The sequence below is a fragment of the Kribbella sp. NPDC049584 genome, from assembly GCF_040675555.1.
Classification (GTDB): Bacteria; Actinomycetota; Actinomycetes; order Propionibacteriales; family Kribbellaceae; genus Kribbella.
The window spans coordinates 1-12936 of sequence record NZ_JBFAPF010000015.1; the positions used below are offsets into that span (position 1 = coordinate 1).

Consider the following 12936-nt stretch of genomic DNA (forward strand, 5'->3'; position numbering starts at 1 on the left):
AGGATCAAACTCTCCGTTGAAATCTATATGTCAACCACAACCCGAAGATCGCGGAAAACAGACTACATTGAGTGATCCTTTGAATCAGAAACAAACCATTACTGGCTTGTCATCCGTATATCTTCAAAGGAATCCGTCACAGACAAAACAAAACCCGAACCCCAAGATCAAAGACCCAGGGCTAGGAGAAGTGTTCAATGCCTATGAACGGGGTTAATGCATCTTTCGGCATTGACTTTCGGCACGCTGTTGAGTTCTCAAGAATCGGACGCACACCGCGCTTCAGACTTTCGTTTGAAGCTCCGGGGCAACTCGCCCAACTTTACTGTTTCGCTTCCAGCCGGTCAAATCGGCCTTTTTCGATCCAGTCTCCCTGCGCGACTCAGTGTCCGAAACCCGCCGAGGCGTGTTTCGGCTTCCGAGACCTTCAGGGAGTTTGTTGAAGGGCCGGCCGCTTTCGCGTCCTGCGCCTCGCTCCAACAAGAAGAACATTACTGACATTCATGGTGCGGATGCAAATCGGGGTCCCGGACCCTCGTCCGAGCTCCTCGGCACCCGTCCTCGGCGCCGGCGAACCGGTGTCGAGGGAAGCAGTGCAGATCCCTCTGGTCACATCACTCACTCGCGTCTCCGCGAGCGACACTTCCATCATGCCGCACCCACACAAGCGGTTATCGCGAGGGTGACAACGAGGTGGGAGCCGGCCAGCCGGCTCCCACCTCGTCAAGTACCGCACCGTCCAGCAAACGCCTCTCGGCGAGTGGCCGCTCGTAGCGGCTTAGGTTGAGGCCCGGGGTCACGAACCGGACGGCATCAGGTGTAACCCGACGGCCCCAGCACCTATTCCCGCACGCAGTCGAGGACGACTCCCTCCTGCACGAAGACCAGTCCGCCGTCGCGTACCTCGAACCCCGACTCAGTCTCCTTCGCGTTGAAGGTTGTCGCCGACCGAGCCATGAACAGCTGCGGAGGCTGGCGGTCGAACGTCACTTCGATCCCCCTCCCCCAACGCTCAACGGTGAACCGCACCCTGCCGTCCAGCCGGTACGCGCCGACCAACCGCGCCACGACCTCCTCGTTCGGCAGATTCGGAGCATCTACCTCAGCCGGGTACCCCTCCCAGCCGTAGGCCGCGGCGACCGCCGCGAATGCCCTCTGCACGACCCAGCCGCCGTTGTCGCTGTTCGTCATCACCACGGCGCCCTGGCCGGCGTCCCGATCTGCCAGCAAGTGACAGCTGAATCCGGCGTTGCCCCCGCTGTGCCCGAACCGCCGGCCGGCGTCATCCAGGAAGAATCCGAGTCCCAGATGCCCGAGCCCACCGATCCGCTGTCCTGCAGGGATCTGGTGCGTCAGCATCTCCCGGGCGAGCTCACGCGGCAGCAGTGCGTCGTCGGCGCCGGTGTACATCCTCTGCACGCCGATGGCTGCCTTGGCGAGATCTGTTGGTGTAGTCCAGAGCCCGGCGGCCGCCAACTCGGGGTACGCATGCCAGCGGCCTTCGATCGGACGACCACGTTCGTCATGCGCGACGGCAGCCCTGCTGTGGAGCTCTCGCGGCAGCGGTTGGGCATAGTCGCTGTCGGACATGCCGAGAGGTTCCAGGACAAGCTCACGAGCAAGTTCGCGGAACGGCGTACCCGTCACGTCTTCCAGGAGTTGTTGCATGACGATCGTGCCGCCGCCGGCGTACCGGAACTGTGTGCCTGGCACGAGGTCGACGCGTACGCCGAAGGTGTTGGTCGGTCGAACGCCGTCGAGGATCTGCACTGTTGTGGGTAGCGCGGCTCCCTCGGCGTACCCAGGGAAGCCGTGCACGGTCAGTCCGGCGCTGTGGCTGGCCAGCTGCCGCAGTGTCACGACGGGTTGCCACGCTCCGGTCGGTGGAACCTGCCACGACGTGAGCTTTTCGTTGACGTCCTCGTCGAGATCGAGCAAGCCCCGATCGACCAGCCGCAGTATCGCCAGTACGGCGATCGGTTTGCTGATCGACGCGGCCTGGAACAACGTGTCCGGCGCGACGGCCTGAGATCCGCCGGCCTCCACCAGACCGGCCACGCCGGTCTCGTGAATGGCACCGTCCTCGATCACCACCCAGCTCGCGCCGGGCACGTTGAACCTCTCGAGATCCGCCTTGATCTCCTCTTCCAGCATGTCCGTGTCCCTCCCGATCCCGTCCTGTGCTGGCACGGTACGGCGGACACGGCTCGCCGGAGCGGTATTACCGCGACGGCTGGGGTGCGCTGCAGTCGATCTTCGGGTTGGCGCCGATGTAGTTCAGCGGGCCGGCGACGATCGTGACGAGCACGGTGCCGACCTTGGCACATGAAGTCCGCGAACTCTCGAAGTAGTGGCGTTGTGCGGCGGCCGCCAGACCGATCAGCAGCCAGACGACGAGGAAGATCGTGATCGCGCGGGAACGGGTCGCAGAAGCTCTTCGGGTAGCCATGTCCATCTCCTGTTCGGCGTGCCCCCGTGCTGCGCTTCTCAGGTGCCCGCGCCGAACCTGACAGAAACTCAGATCTCGCGGAACTCGTAGTACGGCTTGATGTGCTTGTTGATGTACGCGCCGATGCTGGGCGCGGCCAGGAGCGCGGCGTACGTCGGCTGTGGAACGTCGAGGTACTGGTAGACGGAACCGTTCACGTACTCGAGCTCCAACGTGCCGTCGGACCATCCGACCGACCGCACACTCGACGAATTCACCGGGCGTCGCCTCATGCGTGGCTCCTTCCGCACCTCGCGCTGCGGCGCCCAGTCTGCCGGTCGGTGTCAAGCCGTGCGAGATCGCTCCGGATCGTCGGCCTGCAGCCGCGCGAGGGCGCGGGCCAGGTCGCCGAGGGCCGTGTTGAGCTGGGTCAGCACGGTGTCGTCGATCGGCATCCGGCGCTCGTCCAGACCGAGGTTGGCGGCGAAGCGGAGGTGGGCGTCGGGCGGCGCCTGTTTGAGGAAGGTGTCGAGCGCCTCCTGGAGAAACGGACTCGGCACGACGTCCGGTCTCTCCCGCCACTTCGTCAGCGTGCGCGGCGAGATGCCGAGCTGCTCGGCAAAGGCTTCGTTGGTCAGCCGCAGCGCCGTACGCAAGGCATGCGCGTGCCGACCGGTCCACTCGTCGATGACTGTCATCCTTGTCGCTCCCTTGCCTGTCGGTTACTCCCCGCTATCAGAATATGGTGATTCGGTGACCGCCGGTGGGCAGAATTTGTGCGCTGTGGATACCGGTTGAGTTCCTGGTGAGGACACCCGGTCACGCGTTGACTTGACGCATGGACGAGATCAGCGGGAGAACCGCAACGCTGCCGCGGGCCACACGGCGGCGTCATCTGAAGGTCGCGAGCAAGTCGGGACCACGCTGCTTCGAACTGGTCCGCCACTCGGACCCCTCCGGCGTCAGCGGTACGGGCGTGATCGCCGAAGGAGTCGAGTGGAGCGACGGCACTGTCGCGCTGCACTGGGGCGGCCGGTTCGCAACCACGACTGTGTGGCCGGACGGCATCGACGCACTGCTGACGATCCACGGCCACAGTGGATCGAGCACGATCCGCTGGCTGGACGAGTAGCTATGCGTAGCCGATCTCGGTGGGGCGGGCCCACCCTGCAGCCGGCCCGCCTCACCGGCCTACTCCGAGTAGAACTGCTCTCGGCACGGGGCGGGCCGTGGGACAGGACGCTGGTGCGACTCATCTGTGGGGCTCTTCGCGCCGTTCTGTTCCGGCTCCACGCCCTCGGAGTCGTCGAGGTCGGTCAGATCGTCGACTGCCGCGCTGAAGGCGAGTTCGGCGCGGGTCGGCCGTTGGCGTTCGATTTCCTCTGCCGAGGTACGGCGGATCGGGAGATCGTTCGCCGCGGCCGACAACTCGGCGAGGGTGTCGAGGAGACCAAGTGCCGCCTCCACGTCACCCGGGTGGTTGACCAGCCACCAGACCGCGGCCGAGCCAGGCGTGGCGAAGACGTCGTCCTTCAAGTAGGCGCGTTTGTCCTGCTCCATCCGGCGTTCGAGCAGAGTGGTCTGCTCGCGCCGATGCAGTGCGGCCAGATGCAGCAGGTGCTTGTGATCCGCATCCGGCAGTCGCAGCCGCACCTCGGTCGCCCAGCTGCGCACGAGGCCCTTCTCGTCGAGCGCGGGTTCGCCGAGAAGGGCAGCCAGGCGGTGCTGGTTGAGGGACTCCTCTGTCACCTGTTGCCTCGCGGTCAGCGATCGCGCCCGCTCCAGCAAGGCGTCGACCGCCACCGCGCCGAGGTCCGCGTGGCGCGAGCCCGACAGAACGGTCGACCACTGGACGACGGCCGAGAAGCTGAATTGGAAGTCGGGCGAAGCGGACGGCAGCCGTACGTCGCTCACCGTGCGCGACGGCGGGCCGGTGAAGACAGGGTCCGGATCCGGCAGGACCACGGAGGGCTGCGCCGCCTTGGGAACGACTGGACGGGGTTCGTCGGGCTGTTTCCAGACGACGGCCAGGAGGACCAGGAGCACCACGGTGAGGACGACGGCCGACCAGCCCGGCAGGCCGATGACCAGCGACACCAGGTACAGCACCAGCACGATCGCGGCAGCAGTGAGGAGGGAGTTCCGGTCGAGCTTCATGGGCGCGTTCCTTCACCGCGTCGGGCGGAGGTCAGCAGGTCGGCCAATGCACGTCAGACGGCTTCCCCGTCCTCACACCATCCGAGCCACCGGCAACCCAGACCACAGACTGCGCCACACGACGAGTCCACAAAAAGTCTCACATGCCTCACCCAAAGTAGCCGCCAGGAGCGTGTCGCCGCCCACGACCTGGACGGGCCGGCGCCTGCCCGCCTCTCTGGGACAACCAGATCAGCCCGTCAGCGAACGGAGGGCCTGGCGGGAGGGGGTGAGAAGGACCGGTTTGTAGGGGCAGCGTTGGTCGGTGAGGGTTTCGTAGGCGCGGATGGCACGGTTGGCGGCGTCCCAGCCTTGCTCGGCGGGAGTGCGGCCGAGGCCTCGGTTGCGGACCAGGGCGCCGTAGAACGCGGAGCAGAAGACGGTCGCTTCATACCAGCCGATGACCGTGCTCGTGCCGATGTAGGTGATGTCGTCCTGGAGGCAGTCGCGGATGGCGCGTTGCCACTTGCCGATGCCGGTTTTGCAGCCGTCGGCGATCACCACACCGCTGGCGATTCCCCACTGGCGATCCAGAAACCAGTCGGCCAGCGACCGGAGCGAAACCTGGGTCTGGCCGTCGGTGGATAGAAACGAGGGCTCCTCGCTGTGGTCACCGTGTGCCATCACGTGCAGGACCGAGGACGGGGTGGTCAGGGCGGAGAAGGCAGTCTCGTGATCACGACTGCGGATGAAGTTCACGTCGATCACCGGCCGGTTCCAGCCTGCGTTGATGTTCCCGGTGATGCCCTGGACGAACGTCATCGACGCGTCGAACGAGCTGTCCAGACCGAGGTCCACCAGAGTGATCAGACGGTTCTTCATTTGCCCACCCCTCCAACGTGTTTCGAGGCCCCACGGGACCATCATGAACCACGCATCCGACAGTCCGCAGGGTGGTTTCCCCGGGCTGAGACGGGCGGTGCGGGCCGTACGGCGTACGGCGGATCCGGCTGGTTTCGGGCGGTCGGCACGGAGGGTGCGGACTGTGATCGGCGTACGGTGTCGGGGCAGCGTCAGCCGAAGGAGGAGTGGGATGAGCCAGACCCCAACCGTCACTTTGAGTCACGGATCTGCGATGCCGCGGATCGGGCTCGGGACGTCGCCGATGAACGACGCGGATGCCGAGCGGGCGGTGAGTACGGCGCTCGAGCTCGGGTATCGGCTGATCGACACGGCGGAGAACTACCGCAACGAGGTCGGCGTCGGACGGGCGCTGAAGGGTGCGTCGCGCGACGAGGTGTTCGTGACCTCGAAGTTCAACAAGAAGTGGCACAGCGTCGAGGGCGCGCGTACGGCGTTCGAGGCGAGCGCGGAGAAGCTCGGCGTCGAATATCTGGACCTGCTGCTCATCCACTGGCCGAATCCGGACCAGGATCGGTACGTCGACGCCTGGCGAGGGCTGATCGCGCTCCGGGACGCCGGGCTGGTCCGCGCCATCGGTACGTCGAACTTCAAGCCGGCGCACTTGCAACGGCTGATCGACGAGACCGGCGTCGCGCCCGAAGTGAACCAGGTGCAGCTGAGCCCGGTCTGGGCGAAGGCGGCCGAGCGCGAGTTCCATGCCAAGCACGGGATCGTCACGGAGGCGTGGAGTCCGCTCGGCAAGGGCACCGACCTCCTGAGCCATCCGACGGTGCAGGAGCTCGCGAAGAAGTACGAGCGGACGCCGGGCCAGGTCGTACTGCGCTGGGAGACCCAGCAGCACATCGTCCCCATCCCAAAGTCAGCCGACCGCGGCCGCCTCGCCGAAAACCTCGCAGTCTTCGACTTCAACCTGACCGCAGACGAGCTGACCGCACTGTCGGACCTGGACGGCACGGCGAAACCCCCCGCCGACTCCGACCACGCCGGCCACTGATCAGGTAGCAGGCGGACGCACCTCGGCCCCCGGGGGAAGTGGGAAGTTCCCGGGGGCCGTGGCGCTATCAGCTACGGAGGTGGCTGGCTGCGGTGAGCTCTTCAAGTGCCGCTGTACATGGACAGCGCTACGACGGCAGCCAGCTACCAGCCATCGGGTCAGCTGCAGCCGGAGGTGCTGCCGCAGCCTTCGCAGACGTAGCAGGAGCCGCTGGGGCGCATCTTGGTGCCGCAGGTGAAGCAGAGCGGCGCGTCGACCGAGGTGCCCGTGATCAGCTCGAGCATCTCGGCGGTCGTGTGGGCCTCGCCCTTGACCGGCTTGGCGGAGGCCGCCTCGACCGGCTTGTCGGCTGCAGACACCTCAGACGATTCGGCCAGCTCGACCGGCTCGACCGACTTCAAGGACTCGGCCTCGGAGACCTCGACCGGGGCCGGCTCGTAGGAACCGGTGTCGAGCTGCCGGGACCGCTCGTCCGCCGAGTAGATGCCCAGGGCGGCCCGCTCGTCGAAGGGCAGGTAGTCCAGGGCCAGGCGGCGGAAGATGTAGTCCATGATCGACTGCGCCATCCGGACGTCCGGGTCGTCGGTCAGACCGGCCGGCTCGAACTTCAGGTTGGTGAACTTCTGGACGTAGGTCTCCAGCGGCACGCCGTGCTGCAGGGCGATCGAGATCGCGATCGAGAAGGCGTCCATCACACCGGCAAGCGTCGAACCCTGCTTGCCCATCTTCAGGAAGACCTCGCCGAGACCGTCGTCCGGGTAGGAGCCGGCCGTCATGTAGCCCTCGGCGCCGCCGACCGTGAAGGACGTCGTACGCGACGGACGCGACTTCGGCAGGCGCTTGCGAGTCGGCCGGTACTCGATGACCTTCTCGACGATCTTCTCGGCAACCGCGGCCTCGGCAGCCACAGCGGCGTCGGCTTCGGAGGCCTTCTTCGCCTTCGCGTCCGCCAGCGGCTGACCGACCTTGCAGTTGTCGCGGTAGACCGCGAGCGCCTTCAGGCCCAGCTTCCAGCCCTGGAAGTAGACATCGGCGATCTCCTCGACCGTCGCGGTCTCCGGCAGGTTCACCGTCTTCGAGATCGCGCCGGACAGGAACGGCTGCGCCGCCGCCATCATCCGCACGTGGCCCATCGGCTTGATGGCGCGCTCACCCATCGCGGTGTCGAAGATCTCGTAGTGCTCCGGCTTCAGGCCCGGGGCGTCGACGACATGACCGTTCTCCGCGATGTACTCGACGATCGCCTCGATCGTCTCCTCGGTGTAGCCGTACTGCCGCAGCGCCCGCGGGACGGTCTGGTTGACGATCTGCATCGAGCCGCCGCCGACCAGCTTCTTGAACTTGACCAGCGAGAAGTCCGGCTCGATACCGGTCGTGTCGCAGTCCATCATGAAGCCGATGGTGCCGGTCGGTGCGAGCACCGAGGCCTGGGCGTTCCGCCAGCCGTTCTTCGCGCCGATCTTCAGTACGCCGTCCCACGCCTCGGCCGCGTGCTTGTGGACGTCCTTGTCGATCTCGTGGATCGTCCGGATCGCGTCGTTGGCCGCAGCGTGCTTGCGCATCACCCGGGTGTGGGCGTCCTTGTTCCGCTCGAAGCCGTCGTACGCGCCGACGATGCCGGCCAGCTCCGCGGAGCGCTTGTACGACGTACCGGTCATCAGCGAGGTGATAGCGCCCGCCAGCGCGCGACCACCGTCGGAGTCGTACGCGTGGCCGGTTGCCATCAGCAACGCACCGAGGTTCGCGTAGCCGATACCGAGCTGCCGGTACGCGCGGGTGGTGACGCCGATCGCCTCGGTCGGGAAGTCCGCGAAGCAGATCGAGATGTCCATCGCGGTGATGATCAGCTCGACCGCCTTGACGAACTTCTCCGAGTCGAAGAGGTCGTCGTCGCGGAGGAACTTCATCAGATTCAGCGAGGCCAGGTTGCAGGACGAGTTGTCCAGGTGCATGTACTCCGAGCACGGGTTGGACGCGGTGATCCGGCCCGTCTCCGGCGTGGTGTGCCAGTCGTTGATCGTGTCGTCGTACTGCAGACCCGGGTCGGCGCAGGCCCAGGCGGCCTGGGCGATCTTGTCGAACAGGTTCCGCGCGTCGACGGTCTCGATCACCGAGTTGTCGAGCCGCGCCCGCAGCCCGAACTCGCCCTTCTCCTCCACCGCACGCATGAACTCGTCCGAGACCCGGACCGAGTTGTTCGCGTTCTGGTACTGCACGGAGGTGATGTCGCGACCGCCGAGGTCCATGTCGAAGCCCGCGTCACGCAGGATGCGGATCTTCTCCTCCTCGCGCATCTTGGTGTCGACGAACTCCTCGATGTCGGGGTGGTCGACATCGAGCACGACCATCTTGGCCGCACGCCGGGTGGCGCCGCCGGACTTGATCGTGCCTGCCGACGCGTCCGCGCCGCGCATGAACGAGACCGGGCCGGAGGCGGTGCCGCCGCTGGACTGCAGCAGCTCCTTCGACGAGCGGATCCGGGACAGGTTCAGGCCGGCGCCCGAGCCGCCCTTGAAGATCAGGCCCTCTTCCTTGTACCAGTTCAGGATCGACTCCATCGAGTCGTCCACGGCGAGGATGAAGCAGGCCGACACCTGCTGCGGCGAGGACGTCCCGACGTTGAACCAGACCGGCGAGTTGAAGCTGAAGTACTGGTGCAGGAGCAGCCAGGTGATCTCCTGCTCGAAGACCTCGGCGTCGGCGGGCGAGGCGAAGTAGCCGTGCTCCTCGCCGGCGCGGCGGTACGTCTTCACGACCCGGTCGAGCAGCTGCTTGAGGCTCCACTCCCGGTTGTCGTGGCTGACCGCGCCACGGAAGTACTTGGTGGTGACGATGGTCGAGGCGTTCACGCTCCAGAAGTCGGGGAACTCGACCCCGCGCTGCTCGAAGACCGTCTCACCCGTCTTCCAGTTCTGCTGCACGACGTCGCGACGCTCCCACGTCACCTCGTCGTACGGGTGGATGCCTTCGGTGCTGAAGACGCGCTCGATGGTGAGTCCCGTGGGCGCGTTCTTCCGCCCGCGGAACCCGGCCGCCGACCGCTTGGTCGACCCCGAGTGGCCGGTCACCGTCTCTGTCATGGTTGCTCCTCGCCCTGTGTCTACTGCCGCGGTCTGTCGGGACCGCCCCGTTGGAGTACTGCGTGAACGCCACATACCGCCTGAATTTCCTGGAACTGCCGTTCCCCCGGTTTACGTCTGTTGGGTCGGCTTGAGCTGACCCGGTTCGGTGCCCCGCGGCTCCTTCTCGGCCCGCAGCAGCGCGATCTCGGTCTCGAAGTCGTCGGCGGACTCGAACTGCCGGTACACGCTCGCGAACCGCAGGTACGCCACCTCGTCCAGCTCCCGCAGCGGCCCGAGGATCGCGAGTCCGACCTCGTGCGCGGGAACCTCCGGCGAGCCGCTGCCCTTCAGCGCGTCCTCGACCTTCTGACCCAAGCGGGCGAGCTGGTCGGCATTCACCGGCCGGCCCTTGCACGCCTTCCCGACCCCGTTGATGACCTTCTCCCGGCTGAACGGCTCGGTCGCGCCGGAGCGCTTCACGACCGTGAGCTGCATCTGCTCGACAGTGGTGAACCGCTTCTCGCAGACCGGGCACTGACGCCGGCGACGGATCGCTCCGCCGTCCTCGGCCACCCGGCTGTCGACCACCCGTGAGTCGGCGTGCCGGCAATACGGACAGTGCACGACGAATCACTCCTCCCGTGACTGCCCCCGAGGGGGCAGGTTGTGGATCAGCCTGGGGACAACTTGTGTAGAACCTGTGTGCAACCAACCACTACCTGTGGAAAATTACACCCGTGTAACCACTACATCTAGGGATCCTAGATCGCTGCTCCGACAGTTTGCAAGCACGCCCCGATCGCCCGCGCGTGTCTAGGTTTCAACACTCGCGCGGGCTCGTGTACTCCCGCGTGGCGTCGCCGGAATGACCCTTTCGAGGCGCAAACTACGGCCTCCACGATGGGGCGGCACGAGGGCGGTATGAGGGCGGTGAGAGGGCGGCGGACGGCCCGAATCGCTCAGCCCGCGAGCGCGAACCGTGCGGCGTTCCAGCCGGCGAGTTCGGCCGGGCAGTTGGTGATGATGCCGTCCACGCCGGCTCGCTCGAGCGCGTCCCAGCGGGTCGGTTCGTCGACCGTCCAGACATTGACCGCGACGCCGGCCGCGTGCAGCTCGCGGACCATCGCGGGCCGGGTCTGCAGCGCCGCATCGGACGGGTTGTACGACGTCAGCTCGAGGTCCTTCGCGATCGCGACCGGGTCCGGGTCGAGTGCGACGCGGAGCAGGCCGAGCGGCAGTTCGGGGGCGAGTTCGCGGACCCAGCGCAGGTGTTGCGGTTCGAAGCTTTGGACGAACACGCGGCCGCTCATCCGGTGCACCTGGATCTCCTGCACGATCCGTACGACGGAGGACCGCACGTGCTCGCCCTTGATCTCGAGCAGCAGATTGCCGCCGCGGGTCTTGAGGCCGTCCAGCTGGGCTCCGAGCGTGCGTACCCGCTGCCCCGCGAACGCCGGTGCGAACCACGAGCCGGCGTCGAGCTGCGCTACCTCAGCCGCCGTGAATGACCGGATCGGCCCGGCACCATCGGTGGTGCGGTCGACCGTCTCGTCGTGCAGAACGACGGGTACGCCGTCCTTCGTCGTCCGTACGTCGTTCTCGATCCACTCGGCGCCGGCGCGACGGGCGGCCTCGTCGGAGGCCGCGGTGTTCTCGGGGGCGGCGGAGGAATTGCCGCGGTGTGCCCAGATCCGCAACTGCGTGCCGGGCGCGCGGAGGAACGACTCGGTCCGAGACATCAGCACGGACCTAAGCCCGCCGAGACGAACGGCGGCCGAGCCGATGATGAAGCGACGGCCAACGCCGGATGTGAGGATGTCGGCATGAAGCCGGTGATTCTCGACGTCGACACGGGCCTGGACGACGCCTGTGCGCTGCTGCTCGCCGCTCGGCACCCCGAGCTCGACCTCAAGGCCGTGACCTGCGCCGGCGGAAACGTCGGACTTGACGACGTCGTCCGGAACACGCTGACTGTGCTCGACGCCGCGGGCCGGCCGGATGTGCCGGTCGCGCGCGGGGCCGCCGTACCACTGCTGCAGCCGGTCCGGATGGCGCGACACGTCCACGGGGCCGACGGGCTCGGCGACATCGACTGGCCGCCGTCGACGCGGACGACGGATCCGCGGCATGCGGTCGAGCTGCTGCGCGACGTACTGCGGGAGGCGGCGGCGACCGGTGAGCTGATCACGCTGATCCCGTTGGCGCCGCTGACGAATATCGCGCTCTTGCTGCGGACGTATCCGGATGCGGCAGCTGGACTGCGCGAGATCGTGTTCATGGGTGGCGCCGCGGGCATCGGGAACGCGACGGCATCGGCGGAGTTCAACATCTGGACCGACCCGGAGGCGGCCGCGATCGTGCTGACCGCGGCCGGTGAACTCGGCGTACCGACGACGATGTACGGGCTGGATGTCTTCTACGACGTGGTGGTCACGCTGGAGCAGGCACGTGGGCTGAGCGGATCGCAGTCGGCCGAGCTGGCGCGGAAGCTGATCGAGAAGCGCAGCAGCCTGTACCAGTCCGATGGAGCGAGCATCGGCGACGGCGGCGCGGTGTGTGCGGTGATCGACCCGTCCGGTCTGACGACGCAGCCGTTCCCGGTGCGGATCGAGCTGTCGGGAAGCTGGTCGCGCGGGCGGACCATCGTCGACACGCGGGACTGGTCGGCCGATCTGACCAGCGATCCGCATGGGTTGTCGCCGACGAAGGTTCAGGTCGCGACGGCGGTGGACGGCAAGCGGTATGCCGAGTTGTGGCTCGCGACCGTCAGCTGACCAGATCGACCAGGCGGGCCCGCACGCCGTACAGGAAAAGGTCGAGGCCGTCAGTGAACACGTCCGGGCTGTCGGGCAACTCCGCGACGACTGCGGCCAGGCTCCACCGAGCGGTGACTTCGAACAGGTGACGCGCTTCAGGCTCTCGTACGCCGAGTCGGACGAGGGCGTCGATCTGGGCGCGGATGAGTTCGGCGCGGGATCCGTCGCCCTGGTCGCGATCCGGCGTGGCCTTTGACTGGATCAGTCCGGCCAGACCGGGGTGGGCGGCGTAGAAGGCGCGCAGTTCGAGCGAGCCGGATCTCGTCAGCGCGATCCATTCGTCGATGGTCTGCAACTTCTCGTACGCCGCGTTGTCCGCGGCGAACTGATCGAACGCGTTGCGGGCCACCAGGTCGAGCAGGTCGGACTTGTTGCGGACGTGGTGGTAGAGGGTGGGCGCGCGGACGTGGAGGCGCTCGGCGACCGCCCGCATCGTGAGTCCGTCGACGCCGTTCGTGCGGATAACAGCGAGGGCGGCATCGGCGATCGCAGGCACGGTGATGCCGGCCGCGGCATGGGACGACGGGTCGCGTCTGGGCATGAAATCTCGTTGTCCGGTGTGGTCGGGCACAGGTA

General features: G+C 66.7%; 13 protein-coding genes. 3 read left to right on the forward strand and 10 right to left on the reverse strand.

The annotated features are described in order from the left end of the window. Window positions 1–840 precede the first annotated feature (840 nt). From AB0J62_RS36905 to AB0J62_RS36920, 4 genes are all read right to left on the reverse strand, one after another. Window positions 841–2154 (reverse strand): serine hydrolase domain-containing protein, encoded by a 1314-nt coding sequence (locus tag AB0J62_RS36905; protein WP_363881571.1) that lies wholly within the window; start codon window positions 2152–2154, stop codon window positions 841–843. A 67-nt stretch (window positions 2155–2221) separates the two neighbouring features. Further along, window positions 2222–2449: a hypothetical protein gene (locus AB0J62_RS36910; protein ID WP_363881573.1), complete on the reverse strand. Its 228-nt coding sequence runs from the start codon at window positions 2447–2449 to the stop codon at window positions 2222–2224. Between the two features lie 68 nt (window positions 2450–2517). Continuing rightward, window positions 2518–2721, reverse strand: a complete 204-nt coding sequence (locus AB0J62_RS36915) for a KTSC domain-containing protein (protein WP_363881575.1) — start codon at window positions 2719–2721, stop codon at window positions 2518–2520. A 51-nt stretch (window positions 2722–2772) separates the two neighbouring features. Further along, window positions 2773–3126, reverse strand: a complete 354-nt coding sequence (locus AB0J62_RS36920; RefSeq protein WP_363881577.1) for an XRE family transcriptional regulator — start codon at window positions 3124–3126, stop codon at window positions 2773–2775. Window positions 3127–3266: 140 nt separating this feature from the next. Between AB0J62_RS36920 and AB0J62_RS36925 the strand changes: the two genes are divergently transcribed. Then, window positions 3267–3560, forward strand: a complete 294-nt coding sequence (locus tag AB0J62_RS36925; RefSeq protein WP_363881579.1) for a hypothetical protein — start codon at window positions 3267–3269, stop codon at window positions 3558–3560. Window positions 3561–3619: 59 nt separating this feature from the next. Here the strand turns inward: AB0J62_RS36925 and AB0J62_RS36930 are convergent, their stop codons facing one another. Together AB0J62_RS36930 and AB0J62_RS36935 are read right to left on the reverse strand one after the other, a co-directional pair. Continuing rightward, on the reverse strand, window positions 3620–4585 hold the full coding sequence (locus AB0J62_RS36930; protein WP_363881581.1) for a hypothetical protein: 966 nt from the start codon (window positions 4583–4585) through the stop codon (window positions 3620–3622). Between the two features lie 231 nt (window positions 4586–4816). Continuing rightward, window positions 4817–5446: a hypothetical protein gene (locus AB0J62_RS36935; protein WP_130449426.1), complete on the reverse strand. Its 630-nt coding sequence runs from the start codon at window positions 5444–5446 to the stop codon at window positions 4817–4819. Between the two features lie 211 nt (window positions 5447–5657). On the opposite strand from AB0J62_RS36935, the gene AB0J62_RS36940 reads away from it, so the two are divergent. Beyond that, a complete protein-coding gene (locus AB0J62_RS36940; protein WP_363881584.1) occupies window positions 5658–6482 on the forward strand; it encodes an aldo/keto reductase in 825 nt (274 codons plus the stop codon). Between the two features lie 158 nt (window positions 6483–6640). On the opposite strand, the gene AB0J62_RS36945 is transcribed toward AB0J62_RS36940, so the two are convergent. From AB0J62_RS36945 to AB0J62_RS36955, 3 genes are all read right to left on the reverse strand, one after another. Then, window positions 6641–9562 (reverse strand): vitamin B12-dependent ribonucleotide reductase, encoded by a 2922-nt coding sequence (locus tag AB0J62_RS36945; protein ID WP_363881586.1) that lies wholly within the window; start codon window positions 9560–9562, stop codon window positions 6641–6643. A 111-nt stretch (window positions 9563–9673) separates the two neighbouring features. Then, on the reverse strand, window positions 9674–10168 hold the full coding sequence (nrdR, locus tag AB0J62_RS36950; RefSeq protein ID WP_134111681.1) for a transcriptional regulator NrdR: 495 nt from the start codon (window positions 10166–10168) through the stop codon (window positions 9674–9676). Window positions 10169–10503: 335 nt separating this feature from the next. After that, the gene (locus AB0J62_RS36955) at window positions 10504–11283 is read right to left on the reverse strand and encodes a glycerophosphodiester phosphodiesterase family protein (protein ID WP_363881589.1); all 780 of its coding nucleotides are present in this window, start codon (window positions 11281–11283) and stop codon (window positions 10504–10506) included. An 84-nt stretch (window positions 11284–11367) separates the two neighbouring features. Here AB0J62_RS36955 and AB0J62_RS36960 point away from each other — a divergent pair, with 84 nt between their 5' ends. Further along, window positions 11368–12318: a nucleoside hydrolase gene (locus AB0J62_RS36960; protein WP_363881591.1), complete on the forward strand. Its 951-nt coding sequence runs from the start codon at window positions 11368–11370 to the stop codon at window positions 12316–12318. Here the strand turns inward: AB0J62_RS36960 and AB0J62_RS36965 are convergent. Then, window positions 12311–12901 (reverse strand): TetR family transcriptional regulator, encoded by a 591-nt coding sequence (locus AB0J62_RS36965; RefSeq protein WP_363881594.1) that lies wholly within the window; start codon window positions 12899–12901, stop codon window positions 12311–12313. The genes AB0J62_RS36960 and AB0J62_RS36965 overlap by 8 nt on opposite strands. Window positions 12902–12936: the final 35 nt, after the last annotated feature.